Raw genomic sequence first — 24,382 nt, forward strand, 5'->3', positions numbered from 1 at the left:
CGAGTCAGTCGCCGCGGGCGGCGCAGTCCGCCAGGTGGTCGTTCACCAGGCCGCAGGCCTGCATCAGCGCGTACGCCGTGGTCGGGCCGACGAAGCGTATGCCGCGCTTCTTCAGGGCCCTGGAGAGCGCTGTGGACTCGTCGGTGACCGGGGCGACGTCGGCCAGGGTCCTCGGGGCCGGGCGGGACGCGTCGGGGGCGTACGACCAGATCAGCTCGTCCAGCTCCCCCGGTGCCCACTCGGCCAGTACGCGCGCGTTGGCGAGTGTCGCCTCGATCTTGGCGCGGTTGCGGATGATGCCCGGGTCGGCGAGCAGGCGCTCCTGGTCGGCCTCCGTGAACGCGGCCACCTTCGCGATCCGGAAGTCGGCGAACGCGGCCCGGAAGCCCTCGCGGCGGCGCAGGATGGTGATCCAGGACAGGCCCGACTGGAACGCCTCCAGGCACAGCCGCTCGTACAGCGCGTCGTCGCCGTGGACGGGGCGGCCCCACTCCTCGTCGTGGTACGCCACGTAGTCCTCGGTGGACAGCGCCCAGGGACAGCGCAGCAGGCCGTCCGGTCCCGCGATGGCCGCGCCGCTCACTGGTCGTCTCCTTCGGTCCGCGGGTCGCCGGCCGGTCCGGCGGAGCGCGCGCCGGCGAGCGCGGCCTCCAGGTCGGCGATACGGGAGTCCCGCTCGGCGATCTCGGCGCCGAGGCGGCCGAGCGCGTCGTCCACGTCCGCCATGCGGTAGCCCCGGACGGCGAGCGGGAAGCGCAGGGCCTCCACGTCGTCGCGGCCGACGGGGCGGTCCGGCGGAAGCGGGTCGTCGAACCGCTCCGGGGCCGCCTCCGGCAGGGGGGTGCTCTCGCCGCCGCCCACCACGGCCAGTGTCACCGCGGCGACCACGACGGCGAGCGCGACGACCAGGAACAAGAACATGAGCATCACTGAGGTCCCCACGCTCGGTGCCGGCGCGCTGCGCGCCGACGCGGAAGTGCCGATGTCGAGTCTGTCTTTCTCTCTGGGTCAGATCGTGCCATGCGTCGCCGACAATTAAGGTCACAGGCGGCCGAGGAACGGGACGTACTGGGAGAGGTCACACGGGATGCTCAGGCTGGGCAGGCGCGAATTCGGCGAGCACGAGCCGGTGATCATGGCGATCGTGAACCGGACCCCGGACTCCTTCTACGACCAGGGGGCCACGTTCCGCGACGAGCCGGCCCTCGCGCGCGTGGAGCAGGCCGTGTCCGAGGGCGCCGCGATCATCGACATCGGCGGGGTGAAGGCCGGGCCGGGCGAGGAGGTCACGGCCGAGGAGGAGGCGCGGCGGACGGTCGGTTTCGTCGCGGAGGTGCGGCGGCGTTTCCCGGACGTCGTGATCAGTGTGGACACCTGGCGGCACGAGGTCGGCGAGGCCGTGTGCAAGGCGGGCGCCGACCTGCTGAACGACGCGTGGGGCGGGGTCGATCCGCGGCTGGCCGAGGTGGCGGCGCGCTACGGGGTGGGGCTGGTGTGCACGCACGCCGGGGGCGCGCTGCCGCGGACGCGGCCGCACCGGGTGACGTACGACGACGTCATGGCCGACATCCTGAAGGTGACGGTGGGGCTGGCGGAACGGGCGGTGGCTTTGGGGGTGCCGCGCGAGTCGGTCCTGATCGACCCCGGCCACGACTTCGGGAAGAACACGCGGCACAGCCTGGAGGCGACGCGGCGGCTGGACGAGATGGTCGCCACGGGGTGGCCGGTGCTGGTGTCGCTGTCCAACAAGGACTTCGTCGGGGAGACGCTGGACCGGCCGGTGAAGGAACGGGTGCTGGGGACGCTGGCGACGACGGCGGTGTCGGCGTGGCTGGGGGCGCAGGTGTACCGGGTGCACGAGGTGGCGGAGACGCGGCAGGTGCTGGACATGGTGGCGTCGATCGCGGGCCACCGCCCGCCGGCGGTGGCCCGGCGGGGCCTGGCCTGACGGCGGTCCCTCGCCCCCGCCGCCCCTGCCCGTCCCACCTCCAGGGGCTCTGCCCCTTCGACCCGACCAGGGGCTCCGCCCCTTCGACCCCACCAGGGGCTCCGCGAACCCCGGCGCGGCGGCGGCTGCGCCCCCTGTACCCCTGACCAGGGGGCCGCGCCCCTGAAGGGGCGCGGGGGAACTTCGCGACCAGCCGCGTCCGGCTCACAGCCGGGCACCCGCGAGTCGCCTCCGGTCTTCGGGCCGAAGGCCGAAAGGAGGCCGAAAGGGGGCCGAAAGGAGGCCGGGGGCGGAGCCCCCAGGGCGGCACCCACGCGCCGGGGGCGTACTCGCCACCGGACGACCCGCCGCCCGGTTCAGGCGCAGCGCCTAGTGCTGTGACCGGAAAGGTTTGCCGGGAAGCTCGCGGCGTCCGGTGCGGTACATCGCAAGGCGGAGCATCGCCCGCGTACTGGATGTACTCGGGTGATGCGACAACGCGGCGAGGTGCCGTGCCGGGCGTCGCGAGCCGGTGAACCTTTCCGGTCACAGCACTAGCGTCCCGCCTCCTTGGAGACCAGGGCCACCGCCTCGTCCACGTCGTCCGTGAGGTGGAACAGGAGCAGGTCCTTCTCCGTGGCCTTGCCCTGGGCCACCAGGGTGTTCTTGATCCAGTCCACCAGGCCGCCCCAGTACGACGTGCCGTACAGCACGATCGGGAAGCGTGTCACCTTCTGGGTCTGCACCAGGGTCAGCGCCTCGAACAGTTCGTCCAGCGTGCCGAGGCCGCCCGGCAGGACCACGAACCCCTGCGCGTACTTGACGAACATCATCTTGCGGACGAAGAAGTAGCGGAAGTTCAGGCCGATGTCGACGTACGGGTTCAGCCCCTGCTCGAACGGCAGCTCGATGCCGAGGCCGACCGAGATCCCCTTCGCCTCGCAGGCCCCCTTGTTCGCCGCCTCCATCGCGCCCGGGCCGCCGCCGGTGATCACCGCCCAGCCCGCCTGCACCAGGCCGCGCCCGAGCCGTACGCCCGCGTCGTACTCCGGCGAGTCCACCGGCGTCCGCGCCGAGCCGAACACGCTGATCGCGGGCGGGAGTTCGGCCAGCGTGCCGAAACCCTCGATGAACTCCGACTGGATGCGCAGGACACGCCACGGATCCGTGTGGACCCAGTCCGTGGGAGCGCGCTCGTCCAGCAGCCGCTGGTCCGTCGTGCTCCTCGTCACCTGGCCCCGTCTGCGCAGCACCGGACCCAGCCGCTGCTCATCCGGCGGAATCTTCTTCCCCTCGGGGTTGCCGGTAGGCATGTGCGCTCCCTCCGCTCGGGGGTGGTTCCACCCCAGCGTAGATCCGCGCGGGTTACGGAGGGGGGACGTGTGCATGTCCGGCTCGCGCCACCGTCCCCGCGGTCCGCGGCAGGTCAGGACGTCAGCCAGGACCTCAGGCGCTCCTCCGCCGCGAGGACCTTCGCCGTCTCCACCCGCTCGTCCCGCTTGTGCGCCAGGAGCGGGTTGCCCGGACCGTAGTTGACCGCCGGGACGCCGAGCGCGCTGAAGCGGGAGACGTCCGTCCAGCCGTACTTGGGCTGCGGGGTGCCGCCGACCGCCTCGATGAACGCCGCCGCGGCCGGGTGCGACAGCCCCGGCAGGGCGCCGCCGCTGTGGTCGACCACCTCGAACCCCTCCACGCCGCAGTCCGCGAACACCTCACGGACGTGCGCGACCGCCTCATCCTCGCTGCGGTCCGGCGCGTACCGGAAGTTGACCGTCACCACGCATGCGTCGGGGATCACGTTCCCGGCCACCCCGCCGGAGATGCCGACCGCGTTCAGCCCCTCCCGGTACTCCAGCCCGTCGATGACCGGGCGGCGCGGTTCGTACGCGGCCAGGCGGGCCAGGATCGGGGCCGCCGCGTGGATCGCGTTCGAGCCCATCCAGGCGCGCGCCGAGTGGGCCCGCTCGCCCCTGGTCCTCAGCTCCACCCGCAGCGTGCCCTGGCAGCCGCCCTCGACCTGGCCGTCGGAGGGCTCGAGGAGCACGGCGAAGTCGCCCTGGAGCCATTCCGGGTGGGCCTCGGACACATGCTTCAGACCGTTCAGGTGTGCGTCGACCTCTTCGTTGTCGTAGAAGACGAACGTCAGATCGCGGTTGGGTTCGGGGACCGTCGCCGCGATGCGGAGCTGGACGGCGACGCCCGACTTCATGTCGCAGGTGCCGCAGCCCCACAGCACCCCGTCCGCGTCCAGGCGGGAGGGCACGTTGTCCGCGATCGGGACCGTGTCGATGTGGCCCGCCAGGATGACGCGCTCGGGCCGCCCCAGGTCCGTCCGCGCCACCACGTTGTTGCCGTACCGGTCGACCGTCAGGTGCGGCAGGGCGCGCAGCGCCGCCTCGACGGCATCCGCGAGGGGCTTCTCGGTACCGCTCTCGGACGGGAAGTCGACGAGCCGCGCGGTGAGCCGAGCGGCGTCCAGCGTGAGGTCAAGTGGGGTATCGGCCATGTCCTCGACCCTAGCGTGCCCGACCGTGCGCGCCTGCCGCAGGAGTTGTCCACAGCGCCGGGGCAACCCCCTGTTCACCTCAAGTACCTTGTACGGCGTGTCAGAGCTGTCCCCTGTTTCCGTCCGACGTGGCCGCCTCCTCCGTTTCGGGGCGGCCTTCGTGGTCCTGCTCGCCGTCGCGGGTTATCTCGTCGTCCAGTACCTCACCGGTTCGGCGGCGCCGAGATGCCGCGTCGTCTCCGGCAAGGACGACGGCGCCTCGTACGAGTTCACGCCGGAGCAGGCGGTCAACGCGGCGACGATCGCCGCCGTCGGCACCACCCGTGGCATGCCGGAGCGCGCGGTGACCATCGCGCTCGCGACCGCCCTGCAGGAGTCGGGCCTGCGCAACATCGAGCACGGCGACCGGGATTCGCTCGGCCTGTTCCAGCAGCGTCCGTCGCAGGGCTGGGGCACCGAGAAGCAGATCATGGACCCGACGTACGCGGCGGGCGTGTTCTACGAACACCTGTCCAAGGTCCCGGACTACACGAGTCTGCCCCTGACGGTCGCCGCGCAGCGCGTGCAGCGCAGCGGCTTTCCGGAGGCGTACGCGAAGCACGAGCCGGACGCCGCGCTGCTCGCCGCCGCGCTGACCGGCCGGGCGGCGGGCACGCTGACCTGCCAGGGACGCCCCGCGCCGGCGGCGACCGGCGGCCCCGACGCGGTCCGGGCGGCGCTGGTGCGGGACTTCGGGCGCGATGTGCTCCAGACGGCCGGCGCGGAGGTGGTCCCACGGCGCCCGTCGCCGTCCCCCACGGCCACGCCGGCGCGGGCCGCCGACGACGCGGTGACGATCCCGGTGCCCAAGAGGTCCACCGCTTCGGGGACCGCCCTCGAGCACGGCTGGGAGCTGGCGCACTGGGCGGTGGCCAACTCCACGGCACTGCACATCTCACGCGTCTCCTTCGCGGGCCGCGAGTGGTCCCGGGGAGGCTTCGCCGACGAGTGGCGCACGACCGGGTCCGCCGACGCCGAGGCGTCGGACGCCGAAGTCCGCATCGTGACCGGGGAGTAGTCCGGCCAGCAGTACGAGTTCTCACCCCTGCGGGTAATGCGCGGCGCGCCTCGTCGACGGGGCGCGCCCTTTTTCGCAGGGCCACCGGCGTATCTGCCGGGCCCCTTGTGAACAAAGGGCTGTAAGGATTCGGCAGGCTTTCCGGCCCGTTGTCGTTTGCCCGATTTCATCCCCACCTGATAATGCGACGCATTACCAACTCTTTACGTCGGGTCACCGCAACCTTCGCGGGCTTCGAGCGGTAGTCACTGCGTCCGAGCCCGGAACGATGAACAGCCGAATCGGCCGAACTCCCGGGCCCAGCTGAACACTTCACCGTTCTCTCCCGTCTAAGGAGCATCATGTCCCTCCCCCTGACCCACCGGATCGCCCGTGCCGCGCTGCTGATCGCAGCGGGAGCGGCGCCCGTGGTCGGTGCGGCCGGCTCCGCCAGCGCGGCGACGACCGATCTGCCGGCCACCCCCGACCTCGGTGGGGTGACCGCCCTCGACACCGCGCAGGCCGGCACCGGCGTCGACGGCGCGGCCCGGCAGGTCGACGGTGCGACGCGGCAGGTCACCGGGGTCGCGGGTGACACCGGCAGCCACGCGGTCGCGGCCGGCAGCCAGGCGGCCAGGAAGGCGGTGCCGGCCGTGAGCCGGACCGGCGGGAAGGTCGTCGGGACGGCCGCGCCGGTCGCGCAGAAGGTCGCCGGGGACGCGGCGGGGCAGGCCGGGGGCCTGCTCGGGGGTGCGGCCAAGGGCGGGCTGCCGAAGGGCCTGCCGCTGGGCGGCTGACCCCTCCGGGGTGGTACGGCGGAGGGTCCGGGGAAGTCTCCCCGGACCCTCCGTCCGTTGTGCCGGTGAGCGGCTGCCCACGGCGGTCGCAGATCAGCCGAGCCGTTCCACCGCGGCCGCGACCCTCTCGTCCGTCGCCGTCAGGGCCACCCGTACGAACTTCTCGCCCGCCTCGCCGTAGAAGTCGCCCGGCGCGACCAGGATGCCGAGGTCGGCCAGGTGGGCGACCGTCTGCCAGCAGGACTCGTCGCGGGTCGCCCACAGGTACAGGCTCGCCTCGCTGTGCTCGATCCGGAAGCCGTGCTCCAGGAGGGCGGCGCGCAGGGCCGTACGCCGGGCCGCGTAGCGCTCACGCTGTTCACGGACGTGCGAGTCGTCGCCCAGCGCCGCCACCACCGCCGCCTGCGTGGGCGCCGGCGTCATCATGCCGCCGTGCTTGCGGATCTCCAGGAGCGGCCCGAGGACCGCGGGGTCCCCGGCCAGGAAGGCCGCGCGGTAGCCCGCCAGGTTCGAGCGCTTGGAGAGGGAGTGGACGGCGACGATCCCCTCGTAGGAGCCGCCGCACACGTCCGGGTGCAGGACCGAGACGGGGTCGGCCTCCCAGCCCAGCTCGAGGTAGCACTCGTCGGAGAACACCAGCACGCCGTGCTCGCGCGCCCAGGCGACGATCCTCGTCAGCTCGTCCTTGCCGAGCACCTTGCCCGTCGGGTTCGACGGGGAGTTCAGCCACAGGAGCTTCAGGTTCGCCGGGTCCAGGTCGGTCGGATCGTCGTAGACCTGGTGATCGGCACGGGCCAGGCGCGCGCCGACCTCGTACGTCGGGTAGGCCAGACGCGGGTGGGCGACCGTGTCGCCGGGGCCGAGGCCGAGCTGGGTCGGGAGCCAGGCGACGAGTTCCTTCGATCCGACCACCGGCAGGACGTGGCGGTGGGTGACCCCGCGGGCACCCAGGCGGCGCTCCACCCAGCCCGTGATCGCGTCCCGCAGCTCCGGCGTGCCCCAGACGGTCGGGTAGCCCGGGGAGTCCGCCGCCGCGACCAGCGCCTTCTGGATCAGCTCGGGCACGGGGTCGACCGGAGTGCCGACGGACAGGTCGACGATCCCGTCCGGGTGCGCGGCGGCCGTCTTCTTGTACGGCTCGAGCTTGTCCCAGGGGAAGGTCGGAAGGCGGTCGGAGACTGCGGACACGGGGATCGGCTCACTTTCTGGAACGACGGGCGCCCCCGTACGAGCGTACGGGGACCAAACGCCTCGGTCCCGTGCGGCGCCGGGGCGGGCACCGTACGGGACCGAATCAACCGGCCTCCGGGCCGATTACTGGTTCATCGGGGGCAGCGCCGCGATGAAGGGGTGGTCGCGCTCGATCAGCCCCAGCTTGCTGGCGCCACCGGGCGAGCCGAGCTCGTCGAAGAACTCGACGTTCGCCTTGTAGTAGTCCTTCCACTCCTCGGGAGTGTCGTCCTCGTAGAAGATCGCCTCGACCGGGCAGACCGGTTCACAGGCCCCACAGTCGACGCATTCGTCCGGGTGGATGTACAAGGACCGCTGGCCCTCGTAGATGCAGTCGACCGGGCACTCCTCGATGCACGCCTTGTCCTTGACGTCGACACAAGGCTCTGCGATGACGTAGGTCACGCTGTCGTTCCTCCTCGGTAGGGCGCTGGCGGGCCTCCTCAGGCTCCGCCGCCTGGCGCGCGGGAGCGCGGCGTCGTCGATGCCCGCACCTAGTATCTCCGTTCCCGGGCATGATCCGAACAGGAGGGGTGAACTGACCTGTGGAAATCTCTGCGGGCGGACGGCTCGAGATCCGTATCACCGCTGCTGACGTGGGAAAACGCGTCTCCGTACGGCGGTGGAACGAACATGCCGCCGAGGGTGAGAAGTTCACCGACACGGTCGGAGTTCTCACATCATGGGATGACGGTGTGCTGCTGATCACACGGCGGGATGGTCAAAGTGTCCGGATCGCGGAATCGTCGCTGGTCGCGGGCAAGGTGGTCCCCGCGGCTCCGGCGCGTCGCCGGGGTCCCGCGGCGTCCTACGAGGAGCTGGCGCGGATCTCCGCCCGGGCCTGGCAGCCGGTGGAGCGGGAGCGGCTCGGTGAGTGGGAGCTGCGCGCGGCCGCCGGGTTCACGCGCCGGGCCAACTCGGTGCTGCCCCTCGGCGACCCCGGGCTGCCGCTGGACGAGGCGCTGGCGGCCGTACGGCGCTGGTACGCGGCCCGTGGCCTGCCCGCCTACATACAGCTCGCGACCGGCGCGGAGGGCACACAGGAGATGCTGTGCGCGGAGCTCGAGGCGCGCGGGTGGACGCGGGAGGTGACCGCCGAGCTGTGGACCGGCTCCCTGGCGCCGCTCGCGGACCGCGAGGCGCCCGGGGTGGAGCTGTCCCGCACGGCCGATGAGGCGTGGCTCGGCCGCTACCAGCGCAAGGGGCTGAGCGAGGTGGCCCTGACGGTGCTGAGCAGTGGTCCCTCGGTGTGGTTCGCGACGGTGCGGGGGGCTCAGGGCGCCCCGCCGGCGGCGATCGGGCGGTGCGTGGTGGACGGTCGGTGGGCCGGTTTCGCGGCGGTCGAGGTCGACCCGGAGCAGCGCCGGCGGGGCCTGGCCACCGCCGTGATGGCCGCGCTGGCCCGGCAGGCCCTGGACGAGGGCGCCTCGGCGGCCTGGCTCCAGGTGGAGACGGACAACGAGGGTGCGCGGGCCCTGTACGCGGGACTGGGGTTCGGGGCGCATCATGCATATCACCACTACCGGGAGCCGGAGGGCTCCCGTGAACCGGTGGCGTGAGAGGGTTCGAGGTTGTGATGCGTGGCCCCCGTCCCCCGGAGCCGGAGCGGGCCGCCGAGGTGCGGCGGCGGTTCGGCGAGGAGGCGCGGTCCGAGCGGCCCGACCTCGCGACGCTGTGCCTGCTCGTGGGCGCGGCGGCGGACGGAGAGCTGGACGAGGCCGGGATCGACGCCGCGCAGGTCGAGCTGGACCGGCTGGCCGGGCTGGTGCCGTTCCGGCCGGACGGGCCGCGCGCCTGGGCCGAGGCGCTGGCGGACGTCCTCGGCGGCCGCTGCGGGTTCCGCGGCTCCGCCGCGGACTACGAGCGTCTGGAGTCGTCGCTGCTGCACTCGGTGCTGCGGCGGCGGCGCGGGCTGCCGATCCTGCTGTCGGTGGTGTGGATCGAGGTGGCACGGCGGGCGGGGGCGCCGGTGTACGGGGTCGCCCTGCCCGGGCACTTCGTCGTGGGGTTCGGGCCCACGGACCGGCAGGTGCTGGCCGATCCCTTCGACGGGGGCCGGGTGCTGACCGGGGGTGACGCCGAGATGCTGGTGGTCGGCGCCACGGGGGCGCCGCTCGATCCCTCGATGCTCGGCCCGGCCGATCCGCTGGATGTGGTGCTGCGGGTGTTGAACAACATCCGGGCGTGGGCCGCCGCCCGGCCCGAGCGGTCGGACGTGGCCCTGTGGGCGGTGGAGTTGTCGCTGCTGGTGCCGTCGCACGCTGCGCGGTTGCGGTACGAGTACGCGCAGCTTCTGGTGCAGCGGGGGGAGTTCCTGCGGGGGGCCGCGGAGTTGGACGCGTACGCCGAGATCGTCTCCGCCGTCGACGACACGGTTGCGGAGCGGGTGCGGGGACAGGCTCGGGCTGCGCGGGCCATGCTCAACTGAGGTCCGCCCACGCGCCGTGGTGGGGCGCTACAGCCACCCCTTCTCACGAGCCATCCGCACGGCTTCGGCCCGGTTCCTCACCGCCAGCTTCTGTATGGCGGTGGACAGGTAGTTGCGGACGGTCCCCTGGGAGAGGTGGAGCGCCGCCGCCAGCTCGGCGTTCGTCGCGCCGTCCGCCGCCGCCCGCAGGACCTCGCGCTCCCGCTCCGTGAGCGGGTTGGCGCCGTCGGCCAGGGCGGCGGCCGCCAGCGTGGGGTCGATGATCCGTTCCCCGGCGAGCACCTTCCGTACGGCCTCGGCGAGTTGGGCCGCCGGGGCGTCCTTCACCAGGAACGCGGCGGCGCCCGCCTCCATCGCGGAGCGCAGGTAGCCGGGGCGGCCGAACGTCGTCAGCACGACCACCTTCAGCGCCGGCAGCTCGCGGCGCAACCGGGCCGCCGCCTCGATCCCGGTGGCGCCGGGCATCTCGATGTCGAGCAGTGCCACGTCCACCTCGTGGGCGCGTGCCGCCGCCAGCACCTCGTCCCCGCGCGCGACCTGGGCGACGACCTCGATGTCCTCCTCCAGGCCGAGCAGCGCGGCCAGCGCCTCGCGGACCATCGACTGGTCCTCGGCGAGAAGGACCTTGATCGTACGGCTCATGCCCCGGATCCTACGTCGGCCGCGACGCGCACCGGCACGCGTGCGACCAACCGGAAACCACGCCGGACGCGGCCCGCCTCCAGCGTCCCGCCGACCTTCTCCAGGCGCTCGGTCAACCCCGTCAGGCCGTTGCCGGGGCCGTTGCCCGCCCCGCCCGATCCGTCGTCCTCGACGGAGAGCTCCAGCATCCGCCCGTCCAGGGTCTGCCGTTGCAGCACCTCCACCGTGCAGCGGTCGGCCCCGCTGTGCCGTACGACGTTGGTGACCGCCTCGCGCAGTGCCCAGGCGAGCACGGACTCGCTCTCCTCGGCGACCCCGGTGAGGTCGGGTTCCGTGGGGACGTCCGCGGTGACTCCGGCCGCCGTCAGGGCCACCTGCGCCCCGGCCAGTTCCGCGGACAGGCGCGGGCGCCGGTAGCCGGTGACCGCCTCGCGCACGTCGACGAGGGCCTGGCGGCTGACCCGTTCGATGTCGGCGACCTGCTGGGCCGCCTTGTCGGGGTGGTCGGGGAGCATACGGCCGGCCAGCTCGCTCTTGAGCGTGATGAGGGAGAGCGAGTGGCCGAGCAGGTCGTGCAGATCGCGGGCCAGACGCAGCCGCTCCTCGTTGGCGGCGAGCTGTGCCACGGTGGCGCGCGCCTTGCGCAACTCCACCGTCGTCCGCACCAGTTGCCGTACGCCCGTCATCGCGAAGCCGAGCATCGTCACCATCAGCAAGAGGTTCCACATGCCGTGGAGGCCGGTGTACCGGCCGACGAGCAGCATCGTGAGGCTGTTCAGCGGGATCACCCAGTAGGCGATGCGCAACGGCAGGGTCGCGCCACAGGTGACCGAGACGTAGACGAAGAGGCCGATCCAGTTGCCGCCGAGCGTGAGACACAGGACGACCGCGAGCGTGCCGAGCAGGACGACCAGGGACGCGACGGTCCGTCCCGAGAACGGCCGGCCCATGTTCCGGAAGATGACCGCCAGGTAGACACCGACGAAGGTCACCAAGCCCACCCAGCCTGCCGCGTCGGCGGCGGCCGAGTGGTCACCGGAGGTCAGGTCCCGCACCGGAGAACTGAGGAAGATCAGCCAGGGCACGATCCACACCAGCTTGCGCAGCGCCTCGGCCAGGTTGCGGGGCGGCTGGCCCATGCGCATCAGCCGCTCCGCCCGGACCTCGTCCGACCGCTGGTCTTCCGTCATGGTGCTCACGCCTTCAGCGTGTCCTTCCGGTACAGCCAGGCCGCGCCGCCCGCGAAGAGGAGGAAGAAGGCGACGAGGATGGCGACGTCCTGGGCGTGCGGGGCCTGGCTCTGTTCTATCGCCCGTCCCAGGGCCGCGTACGCGTGGGTGGGCAGCCACTTGGCGATGTCCTGCAGCCAGGTGGGGAAGGTGGTGGAGGGCATCCACAGACCGCCGAGTATCGACAGGCCGAAGTAGATGATCATCGTGATCGGGCGGACCGCGTCCCCACTGGCGAGGTAGCCGATGGCGACTCCGAGGGCGGCGAAGACCAGGCTGCCGGCCCAGATGGCGCCGGTGAGGGCGAGCCACTGCCAGGCGTCCAGCCGTACGTCCTTCACGGTCGCGGCGACCAGGAAGACGACGACGATGGACGGCAGGCTGACGACGGCGGCGCTGGCCGTCTTGGCGAGGACGTAGCCGCGGCCCGGCAGGGTGGTCAGCCGCAGTTGCCGCACCCAGCCGCTCTCGCGCTCCTTGGCGATGCGCTCGCTGTTGCCCATCAGGACGGCGGTCAGGGCGCCGAAGGAGGCCATGGAGACCATGACGTACTTCGCGACGCTCAGGCCGGTGCCGTCGACGTTTCCCGTCTGGCTGGAGACCAGCAGGAAGATCGCCGTCGGGTAGATCACCGAGAAGAACAGGAACTTTCGGTTGCGCAGGGCGCGGGTCAGTTCCAGCCTGATGAGCGCGTTCATGACTGCTTGGCCTCCTCGGCCTCGGTGATGGCGACGAACGCCTGCTCGAGCCCGAGCCCGGCGACTTCGAGGTTGCGGGGGTAGACGCCGAGCCCGTACAGGGCGTGGACGGTCGCGTCGGCGTCGGACGACTGGATGCGTACGCTCTGCCCGGATACGTCCATGGCGGTCAGGAACGGCAGCGCGCGCAACGGGGCCTCGTCGATCGGGCCCTCCAGGTCGAAGCGGACACGGCGGGCGCCGGCCTTGGCCTTGATCTCGGCGGCGGTGCCGTCGGCGAGGAGCCGCCCGCGGTGCAGCACGAGCACCCGGTCCGCGATGGCGTCGGCCTCTTCCAGGTAGTGCGTGGCGAACAGGACCGTACGGCCCTGGTCCGCCTGCTCCCGCATGGTGGCCCAGAAGGCCTGGCGGGCGGAGACGTCCATGCCGGTGGTCGGCTCGTCCAGCACGATCAGGTCGCTGTCGCCCGCGGTGGCCAGGGCGAAGCGGACGCGCTGGGCCTGGCCGCCGGAGAGCTTGTTGACCTTGCGGTCGGCGATCTGGGCGATGCCCGCGCGGGCGAGCACGTCGCTGACCTTGTAGGGCCGCGGGTGCAGGTCGCAGCCGAGCTTGACCAGTTCGGCGACCGTCACCTCGTCCATCAGGCCGCCGCTCTGCAGCATCGCGCCCACCCGCCCGGCGACGATGGCCTCGCGCGGACTGGTTCCGAACACGCGCACGGTGCCGCTGTCGCTCTGCTTGAGCCCGAGGAGCAGGTCGAGGGTGGTCGACTTGCCCGCGCCGTTGGGCCCCAGCAGGGCCACGGTCTCCCCCGGGTGCAGCGCGAGCGACAACCCGTCCACGGCCTTCACGTCCCCATAGGCCTTGGTCACCTGATCGAACCCGACCACCACGTCGGTGGTCGCCCCTGTCGTCGTCATGGCCCCATCGTCCCGGGCCCGGAGGCCTCCGCGGCAGTGCCGGGTGTCGTCACTCCCGCATGACAGATGTCATGCCGACGGCATGACAGGGGTGGACCGACGGCCGACACGGCAGGGGGGCACTCCCCGGGCGCCCCCCTGGCCGGCCGCCGGCCGCGCGGTGGGACTAGTGCGGGTTCGTGTCGATGACCGCGACCCGGTTGGTCGTGCTCATCAGCGCCTGGCGCAGGGCGAGGTAGACGTCCTCGGGCGTCACGGGCGTCTTCTTGCCGTTGCCCCGGGTGATGAGCACGCCGTCGAACGTCTGGCCGTAGAGCTCCTTGAGGGCGGCCAGGTTGGGCTTGTCGACCAGTTTGCCGTCGACGGCCGTCACGCCGAGGAACTTCCACAGGGACTTCTGGGGGCTCATCGGGATCGAGTGCGCCGCGTCCGTCTGCACCGTCACCTTGCCGGACATCGCCGGCTCGGCGAAGGCCTTCATCTCCCGGTCGACCTCGGCGTTCGTGACCGCCGGCTGCCGGGTCGTGGTGGCCACCCGCACGGGCGTGCCGGATCCGGTCTCCACCTGGGTGCGGTACGCCTCCTGGACGGCCGCGGTCGACGCCGCCACGTCGATCCCCTTGCCCGCCTTGCCGTAGACGGCAACGGCCCGGCCGGGCTCGAACCTGATCGTGCCCTCGACCATCGATCCGGAGCCTCCCGCGACACGCTGGAGGGCGGCCTGCAGCTTCTCCTCGTCGACGGGCATGACGGGCTGGACCACCCGGTGCTGCCCGAACAGCGAGCCGATCACCGACACCGGGTTGTAGTCGCTCTTCGCGGCGGCGGCGACGGTGGCCTTGCTGTCGAACTGGAGGCCCGCCTGGTCCGGCCTGAGGGGGACCGTCCTGCCGTCGACCGAGAGCTGCAGGGGCTTGTCGGTTCGACTGCCGAGCGCGGCGTCGAGCTTCTCGACCGCCTCGTCCCGGGTGCCGCCGCCGATGTCGACGCCGAGCACCGTGGTGCCCTTGGGCACGTCGGAGTGGTTCATCAGCAGGCCGGCGCCGTAGGCGACACCGGCGACGAGGACCACGCCGCCGCCCAGCAGGACCAGCTTGCTGCGGCCCTTCTTGGCCGGCTTCGAGGCGCCGGCACTCTGCGGCTTGGGCGCATCGGGCAGCTTCGGGGGCGTGTGCGGGGTCGGCGCCTGGGAGGGGGAGCCCGGGCCGAACGGGCCGCCGCTCCGGTCGCCCGGCGGGACGACGGGGATGCCGCTGGTGACGGTGTGCCCGGAGACATTGCCGCCGGGACCGGCGAAACCCTGGGGGCCCGGCTCGGGGGCGGGCTTCTGCGGGGTGAGGATCGCGGTGTCGTCGCTGAGCCCGCCGCCGGGACGGCCCTGGTCCGCAGCGGCGCCGGGCGCGCCGGGCGCTCCCGGGCCGAGCGGTCCGCCGGGGGTGCTCCGGGCGCCGGGTGCCAGAAGGCCCGGGCCGCCGATTCCCGTACCCGGAGGGGTCAGGCCGGGGCCGCCGGGGCTGGAGGTGATCGTGCTGTCGCCGGTGACCGGGCCGCTGGTCGGGCCGGAGGGGCCGCGCCGGCCCGGCTCGGAGAAGTACGGAAGGTCGTCGCGGCGGGGTTCGTCGCTCTCGTCGGCGCCGATCGCCGGGAAGGAGGCCGTGCTGGCCGCCACAGCGTCGGACACGTCGAACGAGCCGGTGCCGCCGCCGTGCCCCGGCGCGACGGGTCCGGCGCTGGTGGCACCCGGGAGTCCCGCGCCGTTCGTGCCGCCCGGTCGTGCACCGAAGGCGCCCGCGCCGCCCGGGCCGTCCCCGGGCCGTGCGCCCGGCGCACCGGAACCGCCGGGGCGTGCGCCACCCGCGGAGTTCGCGCCCGAACCACCCGGTCGCGCGCCGCTCGCGCCGGGACCGATCGGCGCACCCGGACGACCGGACGCTCCGTTCGCGCCCCGCGCACCCGCGCCGTTACCGGCACCCTCGCCCGGCGCCCCCACGCCGGACGCGCCGTTCGGGCCCTGTATGCCGGAAATCCCGGACATGCCCGCCCCGTTGGTGGACCCGCTGCCCTGCGCGGGCTTGCGCGGTGCGAACCAGTCGCTGGTCGCCGTCTTCCCCTCGGCCGGTGCGGCCGGCTCCGCCGGGGTGTCCAGGGTGCTCACCGCGCCCACGGACTGTGTCGCCCGCGTGTCCGGGCCCGCTTCGTCGGTCGCGCTGTCGGCATCCGCGACGGGGGTGCGCACGACGACCGGCGGAATGGGCCGGGACCCGGGGATGTTGATCCGGACGCGGGTCGTCAGCGTGGTCTCGGTCTTGCGTTCCTCCGACGGCGAGGCCGAACGGCTCCCGTCGACACCGTCCTCGGCAACCAGGGGGGTTCCGTACGGCGGCGTACCCGACGGGTACGCGGCTGCGCCACGCCCGTTGGGTCCGGCGGACGAGTTGTCAGTTTCACGACTCAAGGCAGGTTCTCCCGGTTGGCTCCACCGCCTGTTTCGACCTCAACAGGTGGGAGTCCCCCCTGCTCGAGCGAAGCCGAGAGCGTGGGGGAGGCTCGGCGGCGCGCACCACCATACTGGCCGCTTGCGCAACGCAGACCGCGCCCGCGAGGGAAAACCCGCACGGGACCCCCACGTCCGCACCGCGTTTTCCGGGGGACATCCCATGACCCCCGGCGACGAAGTGGTACGTCACTTGCCAAGTCGGGCGCCGGGGCCGCCGGGTTGCCGACCGCGGGCAAGGGTGGCGCAGATCACAGCGACGGCCATTCCGCCGAGCAGGAACAGGTACGAGCCGATGCCCGCGCCGAACAGGAAGTCGCCCTCCGGGCGGCTGACGGTGAGCAGCATGACGGCGACCAGCCATCCGGCGGCGGGCGCGAGGGCCCCGGCGCGGGCGCCGGTGGCCTGGGCGCCGCCCAGGAAGGCTCCGGCCGCGCCCGCGAGCGCGAGGAGCAGTCCGCCCGGGAACCAGGCGCCCTGCAGCAGACCGCCCGCCACGCCGACGGCCGCCCCCAGCACCAGCAACCCGAGGTAGGCGGCCATCCGTCCGGGCGAGGGCAGGGTCAGGGGCTGTGCGAGTGCGTTCGGCTGTTTGCTCGGCGCCGTCATGGGGTCACTCCTTGGAACAGATCCGTCGCCCGGGCCCCGGTCTTCCCCCAGCCTCCGGCCGGGGGGACCCCCATCTCGCTACGCTCACCGTGCGCCAACTCGTAGTACTCGGTGGTGAACAGGGGCTGGGCGAGCGCGTTGGACAGCGCGAAGTACGGCTCGGCGACCTCGATCTGGGTGGCGTGCGCACGCATCGCCGCGGCCTTCGCCGCAGCGAACGCCGTGCCGTCGATCTCTGTGGTGACGACCTGGTCGTCGACCACGCCGGGAACGTCGTCGATGCTCGCCGCCTTGGCGAAGGGCGTCTTGTCGAGCGCCTCGCCGAGCCGGGCGAACGCGGCCCGGGCGACCGAGCGCGGCATCCGGTTCCAGTAGATCTTCGCGATCCGCCAGGGCGTCCCGAGGTCCGGGCGGAAGCCGGGGTCGGCGGCCAGGCCGGCGGCGCGCATGGCGACGCGGTGGGCCTTGATGTGGTCCGGGTGGCCGTAGCCGCCGTCGGGGTCGTAGGTGACGAGGACCTGGGGGCGTACCTCGCGGACGACCGCCACGAGGTGCGCGGCGGCCTCGTCGAGGTCCGCGGACCAGAAGGACCCCGGCCGGTGGTTCTGCTCGGCGCCCATCATCCCCGAGTCGCGGTAGCGGCCGGGGCCGCCGAGGAAGCGGTGGTCCGCGACGCCGAGTTCGTTCATGGCGGCGGCCAGTTCGCCGGCCCGGTGCGGGCCCAGCGCGTCGTCCCGGTCGGGCGCGAGGTGCGCGAGCTCCGGCGGGATGACCTCGCCCTCCTCGCCGAGGGTGCAGGTCACCAGCGTCACCCGGGCGCCCTCGGCCGCGTACTTGGCCATGGTCGCGCCGTTGTTGATCGACTCGTCGTCCGGGTGCGCGTGCACCAGGAGCAGACGCCGGTCGGGCAGATCGGTCATGGAACCACCCTACGAGTGCCTCGGCTCCCTGCCGGTATCACCCCTGATGCTCGCCCTCGGCGCCCTCGTCCTCGTAGGCGGGCCTTCGGTCGAAATGGTCCAGTCGGCGATGGCGACGTCGTCGCCGTGGACGAAGCCCTTGCGGGTGGCGTAGCGGGGGCCGTCCGGGATGGAATGACGGCCCTCCCGGCCGTCACCCCTGCGGGCGAGACAGGCCCGTCCTCCGCGGCCCCTAGAACTTGATGCTGCCGATCATTCCCGCGATGTTCGTGGTCAGCTCGCTGATCGTGGGCGCGACCGTGGAGGAGGCGAGGTAGAAGCCGAGGAGCATGCACACGATCGCATGCCCGGCCTTCAGCCCTGACTTCCTGATCAGAAGGATGACGACGATCGCCAGCAGCACCACCGCCGAAATCGAGAGTGCCACGGCGGCTCACCTCCAAAGATCCCAGGACGCGGGGGGTTCGGACTATGGGGGCAGATAAATCCACACAACAGGCAGCTCGTTCATACCCACTATGCGCTAGTGATCATAACTATCCGTACGTGCGCATCGATCGGCGCACGGCCGCACAAGGGGGCGCATGGCCAATATGGTCAGGGCATGACCACCGAGCCTGCTTCCTTCCCCCGACGGCACGCGCGGACCCAGCGGTTCACGCTCGGCGCGCCGCGTGCGTTCACCGTCGCGCCCGACGGTTCCCGTGTCGTGTTCCTGCGGTCCGCCTCCGGCACGGACCGCGCGCACCACCTGTGGGTCCTCGACCTGGCGGACGGCGCGGAGCGCCTCGCGGCCGACCCGGGCGCCCTCCTCGGGGGCGCCGCCGAGCAGTTGCCGCCCGAGGAGCGCGCCCGCCGGGAACGCAGCCGCGAGGGCGGCGCCGGCATCGTCGGCTACGCCACCGACGCGGCCGTGGAGTTGGCGTCTTTCGCCTTGTCAGGGCGGCTTTTCACGGCGGAGCTGCGCGCGGGCACGGCACGCGAACTGCCCGTCGCGGGACCGGTGGTCGACCCGCGGCCGGCGCCCGACGGCCGGCACGTCGCCTATGTCCGCGGGGGCGCGCTGCGGGTGGTGGGGGCCGAGGGCGAGGGCGACCGGGCGCTCGCCGAACCGGAGTCGGAGTCGGTCACCTATGGGCTCGCCGAGTTCGTCGCGGCCGAGGAGATGGCCCGTTCCCGGGGTTTCTGGTGGTCGCCGGAGTCCGACCGGCTGCTCGTGTCGCGCGTGGACGACACGCCGGTGCGGCGGTGGTGGATCTCCGATCCGGCACATCCGGACCGGGAGCCGCAGCGGGTTCCGTATCCGGCGGCGGGCACCGACAACGCGGACGTACGGCTGTTCGTCGTGGGGCTCGACGGAGCGCGCACCGAGGTCGTCTGGGACCGGGCGCGGTACCCGTATCTGGCGCGAGTGCACTGGTCACAGGCGGGTGCGCCGCTGATTCTGGTGCAGGCGCGGGACCAGCGCAGCCAGCTCTACCTGGCCGTGGACCCGGACACCGGGGCGACCCGGATGGTGCACGCGGATGAAGATCCATATTGGCTGGAACTTTTCGCCGGTGTCCCGTGCTGGAGCCCCTCCGGGCAGCTCGTCCGGATCGCCGACGAGGGCGGCGCGCGGGTGCTCGCGGTGGGGGAACGGCCGCTGACCGGACCGCAGTTGCACCTGCGGGCGGTGCTCGACGTCTCGGACGCCGATGTGCTGGTGGCGGCGTCGGCGGGCGAGGCGGCGACGGATCCGGAGACCGGCGAGGTCCACGTCTACCGCGTGAACGAACTCGGGGTGGAGCGCGTGTCGCAGGAGCCGGGTGTGCACTCGGCCGTGCGCGCGGGAGGCGTGACCGTGCTCGTCTCCTCGGTCCTCGACCGCCCCGGCGTCCAGGTGCGGGTGCTGCGCGAGGGCAAGCGTCCGGCCATCGTGGCGTCCCATGCGGAACATCCCGGTATGTCCCCGCGTGTGCGGCTGACACAGGGGGGCGCACGCCGAATCCCATGCGCCGTGCTTATGCCTACGGACTACTCCGGTGACGCCTCCCTCCCCGTCCTCATGGACCCCTACGGCGGCCCGCACGGCCAGCGCGTGGTGGCCGCGCACAATCCGCACCTGACCTCGCAGTGGTTCGCCGACCAGGGATTCGCCGTGATCGTCGCGGACGGGCGCGGCACCCCGGGGCGCTCCCCCGCCTGGGAGAAGGCGGTCAAGGACGATCTCGCCGCGGTCGTGCTCCAGGACCAGGTGGACGCGCTGCACGCCCTGGCGGGGGACTTCCCGCTCGATCTGTCCCGGGTCGCGATCCGCGGCTGGTCCTTCGGCGGTTACCTCGCGGCGCTCGCGGTGCTGCGCCGCCCGGACGTCTTCCACGCGGCCGTGGTGGGCGCGCCGGTGACCGACCTGCGCCTCTACGACACCCACTACCAGGAGCGCTACCTGGGGGACCCGGGCCGGCAGCCCGAGGTGTACCGCCGCAACTCACTGATCGACGACGCGGGCCTGGTGGACGCGGCGGAGCCGGCCCGCCCGATGATGATCATCCATGGCCTGGCGGACGACAATGTGGTGGTGGCCCACTCCCTGCGCCTGTCCTCGGCCCTCCTGGCCGCCGGCCGCCCGCACGAGGTGCTGCCGCTGTCCGGGGTGACGCACATGACCCCGCAGGAAACGGTCGCGGAAAACCTGCTGCTCCTCCAGCGGGACTTCCTGCGCCGCAGTCTGGACTTGGGCTGAGCAGGAAAAACCCCACAGAGCACAGCAACGATCAACTGAGGAACGACGGCGAGACGCCGGCCGGGTCCGCGAGAGCGGCGCCGGTGCAGGCGCAGAGAACGGCAACGGGCCGGGGTGACTGGCACCCCGGCCCGTTCACGGCACCCGCACGGCCGTACGCTGTTCACTCTGCTGCGTCCGTATATCGGAACCGCGTCAGCCAAGTTGCCTGCGTGTTAACGGAGTTCGTGTGCGTTTGGGGAGCTGTGGGGCTCTTCGGGCGGCTCCTCGGGCGGCTCCGCGGGCGGCGCCTCGGGGAGCGTCCCGGGCGGCACCACGCCCCTCTCCTCCGCGAAGTGGCACGCCGAGTCGTGCGCGGCCGGCCCGCCCGTCCCCCGGAACTCCTCCGGCACCGCGAGCGGCGGCACCTCGAGCACGCACCGCTCCCGGGCCTTCCAGCAGCGGGTGCGGAACCGGCAGCCGGACGGGATGTCCGCCGGGGACGGCACGTCACCGCTGAGGATGATCCGGTCGCGGTGCTCACGGGCCTCCGGGTCCGGCACGGGAACCGCCGACAGCAGCGCCTGGGTGTAGGGGTGCGTGGGATGCTCGTAGATCTCCTCGTCGGTGCCGATCTCCACGATCTTGCCGAGGTACATCACCCCGACCCGGTCGGAGATGTGCCGCACGATCGACAGGTCGTGCGCGATGAAGACGTAACTCAGCCCGAACTCCTCCTGGAGCCGCGCCATCAGGTTGATCACCTGGGCCTGCACCGACACGTCGAGCGCGGAGACCGGCTCGTCCGCCACGATGATCTCCGGGCGCAGCGCCAGCCCCCGGGCGATGCCGATGCGCTGGCGCTGCCCCCCGGAGAACTGGTGCGGATAGCGGTTGATGTGCTCGGGGTTGAGCCCGACGACGTCCAGCAGTTCCCGCACCCGCCGCCGTCTGTCCCCCTTGGGGGCGACCTCGGGGTGGATCTCGTACGGCTCCCCCACGATGTCGCCGACCGTCATACGGGGGTTGAGGGAGGTGTACGGGTCCTGGAACACCATCTGGATGTTGCGCCGCACCGCCTTCAGCGCGCGTCCGGACAGCCGGGTGATGTCCTCGCCCCGGTACCGGATCGAACCGGCCGTCGGCGGCTCGAGGTTGACCAGCAGGCGGGCGAGCGTCGACTTGCCGCACCCGGACTCCCCGACGATCCCGAGGGTTTCGCCCCGGCCCAGCGTGAAGTCGACGCCGTCGACCGCCCTGACCGCGCCGATCTGCTTCTTGAAGAGGATGCCCCGGGTGAGCGGATAGTGCTTGACCAGCCCGCTGACCTCCAGGATCGTCTCAGGACCGGCCATGCAGGCACTCCCTCCAGAAGTGGCAGGCGCTCCCCCGCCGCTCGTCCACCTCGTACAGTGGCGGCTCGTCGGTGCGGCACACGTCGCGGGCCAGGGGGCAGCGGGGGTGGAAGGGACAGCCCGGCGGGATGTGCGTGAGGCTCGGCGGCAGGCCCTTGATGGCGTACAGGTGCCGGCCCTTGCGGTCGAGCCGGGGGATGGAGTCGAGCAGGCCCCTGGTGTAGGGATGAGCGGGGCTCTTGTAGATGTCGTGCACGGGGGCCGATTCCACGATCCGGCCCGCGTACATGACGGCGATCCGGTCGGCGACGTCGGCGACGACTCCGAGGTCGTGGGTGATGAGGACGAGGCCCATGCCGTACTCGCGCCGCAGCTCGGCCAGCAGGTCCATGACCTGGGCCTGCACGGTGACGTCCAGCGCGGTGGTGGGCTCGTCCGCGATGATCAGGGCGGGCTCCAGCGCCAGCGCCATGGCGATCATGATGCGCTGGCGCATCCCGCCGGAGAACTGGTGCGGATAGTCCCGCACGCGCTGGCGGGCGGCCGGGATCCGGACCCGGTCCATCAGCTCGATCGCCCGGGCGCGCGCGTCCTTCTTCGACATCCCCCGGTGTACGACGAACATCTCGCCGAGCTGGTCGCCCACGGTGAGGACGGGGTTCAGCGCGGAGAGGGCGTCCTGGAAGATCATGGCCATCCCGGCACCGCGGATCCTGCGCCGCTCCTCCTCCTTGAGGGTCAGCAGGTCCCGCCCCCGGAAGAGGACCTGGCCACCGGTGATCCGTCCGGGCGGCGTGTCGAGGATGCCCATGACCGCCTGCGCGGTGACGGACTTGCCGGAGCCGGACTCCCCGAGCACCGCCAGCGTCTCGCCGGCGTCGACGGCGTAGTCGACCCCGTTGACGGCCCGGGCGATCCCCTCCCTGGTCCGGAACTCCACGTGCAGGTCCCGCACTTCCAGCAGCACGGCCGTCACCTCAGCTTCGGGTCGAGGGCGTCGCGCACCGCGTCGCCGAGCATGATGAACGCGAGCACGGTGATCGCCAGGGCCCCGGAGGGCCACAGCAGCGCGTGCGGGGCGTTGCGGATGTACGGGGAGGCGGCGGAGATGTCGATCCCCCAGGACACGCTCGGCGGTTTCAGCCCGACGCCGAGGTAGGACAGGGTGGCCTCCAGCGCGATGTACGTGCCGAGCGCGATGGTCGCGACGACGATCACCGGTGCGACCGCGTTGGGCGCGATGTGCCGCAGCAGGATGCGGGTGTCGGAGGCGCCGAGGGCACGGGCGGCCTGGACGTAGTCGTGCTGTTTGGCGGTGATGACCGCACCGCGCGCGATCCGGGAGATCTGGGGCCAGCCGAGCAGCACGATGAACCCGACGACCGGCCACACGGTGTTGCCGGTCACCACGGAGAGCAGGACGAGCCCGCCGAGGACCACCGGGATGGCGAAGAAGATGTCGGTCGCCCGGGACAGGATCGCGTCCCAGCCGCCGCCGAAGTACCCGGCGAGTCCGCCGAGGACCGAGCCGAGGACCGCGACGCCGAGCGTGGCGCAGACGCCGACCGTGACGGAGGTGCGGGCGCCGTAGACGGTCCGGGTGTACACATCGCACCCCTGCCCGTCGAATCCGAACGGGTGCCCGGGCTGGGAGCCCTCCTGGGCCTTGGACAGCTCGCAGGTGAGGGGGTTGCCGGAGGTGATGAGGGACGGCCAGAGCGAGATCAGGACGAGGAAGAGGATCACCAGCGCGGAGACGAGGAACACCGGGTTGCGGCGCAGGTCGCGCCAGGCGTCGGACCACAGGCTGCGGGGCCGTCCGGCCGGGCCTTCCGGTCCCCTCTCCAGGGTGGCCGCCTCGCTGGCGGCGAGGTCCATGGCGCCGCCCATGCCCGTCCCGGCGACGGCCCCTTTCCGCTCGTACCGCGGCTGCTCAGGCATAGCGGATCCTCGGGTCGAGTACGGCGTACAGGAGGTCGACGAGCAGGTTGGCGATCAGGAAGACCAGCACGAGCACGGTCACGAACCCGACGACCGTCTGGGTGTTCTGCCGCAGGATCCCCTGGTAGAGCTGGTAGCCGACACCATGGATGTTGAAGATCCGCTCGGTGACGATCGCGCCACCCATCAGGGCGCCGATGTCGGTGCCGATGAAGGTGACGACGGGGATGAGCGAGTTGCGCAGCAGATGCCGGGTGATCACACGGCGGCGCGGCAGCCCCTTGGCGACGGCGGTGCGGACGTAGTCGGACCGTCTGTTCTCGGCGAGCGAGGTCCGGGTGAGCCGGGTGACGTAGGCGAGGGAGACGGAGGCGAGGACGAGACCGGGCACGATCAGCTCGCCGAGGGTGGCCGCCGGGGAGACCGACGGTCTGGTCCAGCCCCACTTCACGCCGAGCAGCAGTTGGAGCAGCAGGCCGGTGACGAAGGTCGGCACGGAGATCACGACGAGGGTGAGCAGCAGGACGGTGGTGTCGACGGGCCGTCCGCGGCGCAGCCCGGTGACGACGCCCAGCGCGATCCCGAAGACGACCTCGAGGACGATCGCGACGATCGTGAGCCGGATGGTGGGCGGGAAGGCGGTCGCCATCAGCTCGGTGACCTTCTGCCCGTTGAAGGCGGTGCCGAAGTCGCCGGTGAAGACGTTGCCCATGTAGGTCGCGTACTGCTGCCACAGGGGCTTGTCGAGGCCGAACTCCCGGCGCAGCTGGGCCGCGGTGGCGGGGTCGCACTGCCGTTCGCCGCACAGGCCGGCGACGGGGTCGCCCATCACGTTGACCATCAGGAAGATGAGCAGGGTGGCGCCGAAGAAGACCGGGATCATCTGCAGCAGGCGCCGGACGACGTACCGTCCCAATGGGGCCTCCGGGGGGGTGGCGGGCGGGCG

The 24,382-nt window shown here is 72.4% G+C and carries 25 protein-coding genes; 7 read left to right on the forward strand and 18 right to left on the reverse strand.

Going from position 1 to position 24,382, the window contains the following annotated elements; genetic code table 11:
* Positions 1 to 4: 4 nt before the first annotated feature.
* Positions 5 to 583 carry a DNA-3-methyladenine glycosylase I gene (locus ACZ4SW_RS25360; protein ID WP_468250071.1) on the reverse strand — a complete coding sequence of 193 codons (579 nt, stop codon included), beginning with the start codon at positions 581 to 583 and terminating at the stop codon, positions 5 to 7.
* On the reverse strand, positions 580 to 927 hold the full coding sequence (locus ACZ4SW_RS25365; protein WP_468250074.1) for a DivIVA domain-containing protein: 348 nt from the start codon (positions 925 to 927) through the stop codon (positions 580 to 582). The genes ACZ4SW_RS25360 and ACZ4SW_RS25365 overlap by 4 nt, the downstream gene beginning before the upstream one ends.
* A 160-nt stretch (positions 928 to 1,087) precedes the next feature.
* On the opposite strand from ACZ4SW_RS25365, the gene folP reads away from it, so the two are divergent.
* Positions 1,088 to 1,948: a dihydropteroate synthase gene (gene folP, locus ACZ4SW_RS25370; protein ID WP_468250076.1), complete on the forward strand. Its 861-nt coding sequence runs from the start codon at positions 1,088 to 1,090 to the stop codon at positions 1,946 to 1,948.
* Positions 1,949 to 2,481: 533 nt separating this feature from the next.
* Here the strand turns inward: folP and ACZ4SW_RS25375 are convergent.
* Positions 2,482 to 3,240: an LOG family protein gene (locus ACZ4SW_RS25375; protein WP_468250081.1), complete on the reverse strand. Its 759-nt coding sequence runs from the start codon at positions 3,238 to 3,240 to the stop codon at positions 2,482 to 2,484.
* A 113-nt stretch (positions 3,241 to 3,353) separates the two neighbouring features.
* Positions 3,354 to 4,433 (reverse strand): succinyl-diaminopimelate desuccinylase, encoded by a 1,080-nt coding sequence (dapE, locus tag ACZ4SW_RS25380; RefSeq protein WP_468250085.1) that lies wholly within the window; start codon positions 4,431 to 4,433, stop codon positions 3,354 to 3,356.
* Positions 4,434 to 4,530: 97 nt separating this feature from the next.
* Here dapE and ACZ4SW_RS25385 point away from each other — a divergent pair, with 97 nt between their 5' ends.
* Together ACZ4SW_RS25385 and ACZ4SW_RS25390 are read left to right on the forward strand one after the other, a co-directional pair.
* Positions 4,531 to 5,490 (forward strand): heavy metal transporter, encoded by a 960-nt coding sequence (locus ACZ4SW_RS25385; RefSeq protein ID WP_468250088.1) that lies wholly within the window; start codon positions 4,531 to 4,533, stop codon positions 5,488 to 5,490.
* Between the two features lie 341 nt (positions 5,491 to 5,831).
* Positions 5,832 to 6,266 (forward strand): ATP-binding protein, encoded by a 435-nt coding sequence (locus tag ACZ4SW_RS25390; RefSeq protein WP_468250092.1) that lies wholly within the window; start codon positions 5,832 to 5,834, stop codon positions 6,264 to 6,266.
* A gap of 93 nt (positions 6,267 to 6,359) precedes the next feature.
* Here the strand turns inward: ACZ4SW_RS25390 and ACZ4SW_RS25395 are convergent, their stop codons facing one another.
* Both ACZ4SW_RS25395 and fdxA read right to left on the reverse strand, forming a co-directional pair.
* On the reverse strand, positions 6,360 to 7,454 hold the full coding sequence (locus tag ACZ4SW_RS25395) for a bifunctional succinyldiaminopimelate transaminase/glutamate-prephenate aminotransferase (protein ID WP_468250096.1): 1,095 nt from the start codon (positions 7,452 to 7,454) through the stop codon (positions 6,360 to 6,362).
* A gap of 126 nt (positions 7,455 to 7,580) precedes the next feature.
* Positions 7,581 to 7,901 carry a ferredoxin gene (fdxA, locus tag ACZ4SW_RS25400; protein WP_043443616.1) on the reverse strand — a complete coding sequence of 107 codons (321 nt, stop codon included), beginning with the start codon at positions 7,899 to 7,901 and terminating at the stop codon, positions 7,581 to 7,583.
* Positions 7,902 to 8,041: 140 nt separating this feature from the next.
* Here fdxA and ACZ4SW_RS25405 point away from each other — a divergent pair, with 140 nt between their 5' ends.
* Both ACZ4SW_RS25405 and ACZ4SW_RS25410 read left to right on the forward strand, forming a co-directional pair.
* Positions 8,042 to 9,055, forward strand: coding sequence for a GNAT family N-acetyltransferase (locus ACZ4SW_RS25405; RefSeq protein ID WP_468250100.1), 1,014 nt, complete (start codon positions 8,042 to 8,044; stop codon positions 9,053 to 9,055).
* Between the two features lie 17 nt (positions 9,056 to 9,072).
* A complete protein-coding gene (locus ACZ4SW_RS25410) occupies positions 9,073 to 9,924 on the forward strand; it encodes a transglutaminase family protein (protein WP_468250104.1) in 852 nt (283 codons plus the stop codon).
* A gap of 27 nt (positions 9,925 to 9,951) precedes the next feature.
* Here the strand turns inward: ACZ4SW_RS25410 and ACZ4SW_RS25415 are convergent, their stop codons facing one another.
* The 7 genes from ACZ4SW_RS25415 to mshB form a co-directional block, all read right to left on the reverse strand.
* On the reverse strand, positions 9,952 to 10,566 hold the full coding sequence (locus ACZ4SW_RS25415) for a response regulator (protein ID WP_468250107.1): 615 nt from the start codon (positions 10,564 to 10,566) through the stop codon (positions 9,952 to 9,954).
* A complete protein-coding gene (locus ACZ4SW_RS25420) occupies positions 10,563 to 11,756 on the reverse strand; it encodes a sensor histidine kinase (RefSeq protein ID WP_468250259.1) in 1,194 nt (397 codons plus the stop codon). The genes ACZ4SW_RS25415 and ACZ4SW_RS25420 overlap by 4 nt, the downstream gene beginning before the upstream one ends.
* Positions 11,757 to 11,761: 5 nt before the next feature.
* Entirely contained in the window at positions 11,762 to 12,493 is a 732-nt protein-coding gene (locus ACZ4SW_RS25425; RefSeq protein ID WP_468250111.1) for an ABC transporter permease, read from the reverse strand.
* On the reverse strand, positions 12,490 to 13,413 hold the full coding sequence (locus tag ACZ4SW_RS25430; RefSeq protein ID WP_468250114.1) for an ABC transporter ATP-binding protein: 924 nt from the start codon (positions 13,411 to 13,413) through the stop codon (positions 12,490 to 12,492). Before ACZ4SW_RS25430 ends, ACZ4SW_RS25425 begins: the two co-directional genes overlap by 4 nt.
* A 166-nt stretch (positions 13,414 to 13,579) precedes the next feature.
* A complete protein-coding gene (locus ACZ4SW_RS25435) occupies positions 13,580 to 15,868 on the reverse strand; it encodes a hypothetical protein (RefSeq protein ID WP_468250117.1) in 2,289 nt (762 codons plus the stop codon).
* A 228-nt stretch (positions 15,869 to 16,096) separates the two neighbouring features.
* The gene (locus ACZ4SW_RS25440; protein WP_468250120.1) at positions 16,097 to 16,516 is read right to left on the reverse strand and encodes a DUF6113 family protein; all 420 of its coding nucleotides are present in this window, start codon (positions 16,514 to 16,516) and stop codon (positions 16,097 to 16,099) included.
* Positions 16,513 to 17,436: an N-acetyl-1-D-myo-inositol-2-amino-2-deoxy-alpha-D-glucopyranoside deacetylase gene (gene mshB / locus ACZ4SW_RS25445; RefSeq protein ID WP_468250123.1), complete on the reverse strand. Its 924-nt coding sequence runs from the start codon at positions 17,434 to 17,436 to the stop codon at positions 16,513 to 16,515. The genes ACZ4SW_RS25440 and mshB overlap by 4 nt, the downstream gene beginning before the upstream one ends.
* On the opposite strand from mshB, the gene ACZ4SW_RS25450 reads away from it, so the two are divergent.
* Complete coding sequence (locus tag ACZ4SW_RS25450; protein ID WP_468250126.1) at positions 17,435 to 17,590, forward strand: hypothetical protein; 156 nt, start codon at positions 17,435 to 17,437, stop codon at positions 17,588 to 17,590. The genes mshB and ACZ4SW_RS25450 overlap by 2 nt on opposite strands.
* Positions 17,591 to 17,668: 78 nt before the next feature.
* Here the strand turns inward: ACZ4SW_RS25450 and ACZ4SW_RS25455 are convergent, their stop codons facing one another.
* Entirely contained in the window at positions 17,669 to 17,863 is a 195-nt protein-coding gene (locus ACZ4SW_RS25455) for a hypothetical protein (RefSeq protein WP_468250129.1), read from the reverse strand.
* Positions 17,864 to 18,040: 177 nt separating this feature from the next.
* Here ACZ4SW_RS25455 and ACZ4SW_RS25460 point away from each other — a divergent pair, with 177 nt between their 5' ends.
* The gene (locus ACZ4SW_RS25460) at positions 18,041 to 20,161 is read left to right on the forward strand and encodes a S9 family peptidase (RefSeq protein ID WP_468250133.1); all 2,121 of its coding nucleotides are present in this window, start codon (positions 18,041 to 18,043) and stop codon (positions 20,159 to 20,161) included.
* 215 nt (positions 20,162 to 20,376) lie between these two features.
* Here the strand turns inward: ACZ4SW_RS25460 and ACZ4SW_RS25465 are convergent, their stop codons facing one another.
* From ACZ4SW_RS25465 to ACZ4SW_RS25480, 4 genes are read right to left on the reverse strand one after another with little or no spacing between them, the layout of a single operon-like run.
* Positions 20,377 to 21,495, reverse strand: coding sequence for an ABC transporter ATP-binding protein (locus tag ACZ4SW_RS25465; RefSeq protein WP_468250137.1), 1,119 nt, complete (start codon positions 21,493 to 21,495; stop codon positions 20,377 to 20,379).
* Entirely contained in the window at positions 21,482 to 22,462 is a 981-nt protein-coding gene (locus tag ACZ4SW_RS25470) for an ABC transporter ATP-binding protein (RefSeq protein WP_468250141.1), read from the reverse strand. The genes ACZ4SW_RS25465 and ACZ4SW_RS25470 overlap by 14 nt, the downstream gene beginning before the upstream one ends.
* A 5-nt stretch (positions 22,463 to 22,467) precedes the next feature.
* Positions 22,468 to 23,436 (reverse strand): ABC transporter permease, encoded by a 969-nt coding sequence (locus ACZ4SW_RS25475; protein ID WP_468250145.1) that lies wholly within the window; start codon positions 23,434 to 23,436, stop codon positions 22,468 to 22,470.
* On the reverse strand, positions 23,429 to 24,352 hold the full coding sequence (locus ACZ4SW_RS25480; protein ID WP_468250149.1) for an ABC transporter permease: 924 nt from the start codon (positions 24,350 to 24,352) through the stop codon (positions 23,429 to 23,431). The genes ACZ4SW_RS25475 and ACZ4SW_RS25480 overlap by 8 nt, the downstream gene beginning before the upstream one ends.
* Between the last annotated feature and the right edge of the window lie 30 nt (positions 24,353 to 24,382).

It is taken from the genome of Streptomyces sp. NPDC028331, from assembly GCF_055565775.1.

What these genes read in the sequence shown, in the direction of transcription:
- ACZ4SW_RS25365 (WP_468250074.1), bottom strand. Translation starts at nt 927, where the DNA reads ATGCTCATGTTCTTGTTCCTGGTCGTCGCGCTCGCCGTCGTGGTCGCC.
- folP (WP_468250076.1), top strand. Translation starts at nt 1,088, where the DNA reads ATGCTCAGGCTGGGCAGGCGCGAATTCGGCGAGCACGAGCCGGTGATC.
- ACZ4SW_RS25375 (WP_468250081.1), bottom strand. Translation starts at nt 3,240, where the DNA reads ATGCCTACCGGCAACCCCGAGGGGAAGAAGATTCCGCCGGATGAGCAG.
- dapE (WP_468250085.1), bottom strand. Translation starts at nt 4,433, where the DNA reads ATGGCCGATACCCCACTTGACCTCACGCTGGACGCCGCTCGGCTCACC.
- ACZ4SW_RS25390 (WP_468250092.1), top strand. Translation starts at nt 5,832, where the DNA reads ATGTCCCTCCCCCTGACCCACCGGATCGCCCGTGCCGCGCTGCTGATC.
- ACZ4SW_RS25410 (WP_468250104.1), top strand. Translation starts at nt 9,073, where the DNA reads ATGCGTGGCCCCCGTCCCCCGGAGCCGGAGCGGGCCGCCGAGGTGCGG.
- ACZ4SW_RS25415 (WP_468250107.1), bottom strand. Translation starts at nt 10,566, where the DNA reads ATGAGCCGTACGATCAAGGTCCTTCTCGCCGAGGACCAGTCGATGGTC.
- ACZ4SW_RS25420 (WP_468250259.1), bottom strand. Translation starts at nt 11,756, where the DNA reads ATGACGGAAGACCAGCGGTCGGACGAGGTCCGGGCGGAGCGGCTGATG.
- ACZ4SW_RS25425 (WP_468250111.1), bottom strand. Translation starts at nt 12,493, where the DNA reads ATGAACGCGCTCATCAGGCTGGAACTGACCCGCGCCCTGCGCAACCGA.
- ACZ4SW_RS25430 (WP_468250114.1), bottom strand. Translation starts at nt 13,413, where the DNA reads ATGACGACGACAGGGGCGACCACCGACGTGGTGGTCGGGTTCGATCAG.
- ACZ4SW_RS25440 (WP_468250120.1), bottom strand. Translation starts at nt 16,516, where the DNA reads ATGACGGCGCCGAGCAAACAGCCGAACGCACTCGCACAGCCCCTGACC.
- ACZ4SW_RS25450 (WP_468250126.1), top strand. Translation starts at nt 17,435, where the DNA reads ATGGAACCACCCTACGAGTGCCTCGGCTCCCTGCCGGTATCACCCCTG.
- mshB (WP_468250123.1), bottom strand. Translation starts at nt 17,436, where the DNA reads ATGACCGATCTGCCCGACCGGCGTCTGCTCCTGGTGCACGCGCACCCG.
- ACZ4SW_RS25460 (WP_468250133.1), top strand. Translation starts at nt 18,041, where the DNA reads ATGACCACCGAGCCTGCTTCCTTCCCCCGACGGCACGCGCGGACCCAG.
- ACZ4SW_RS25465 (WP_468250137.1), bottom strand. Translation starts at nt 21,495, where the DNA reads ATGGCCGGTCCTGAGACGATCCTGGAGGTCAGCGGGCTGGTCAAGCAC.
- ACZ4SW_RS25475 (WP_468250145.1), bottom strand. Translation starts at nt 23,436, where the DNA reads ATGCCTGAGCAGCCGCGGTACGAGCGGAAAGGGGCCGTCGCCGGGACG.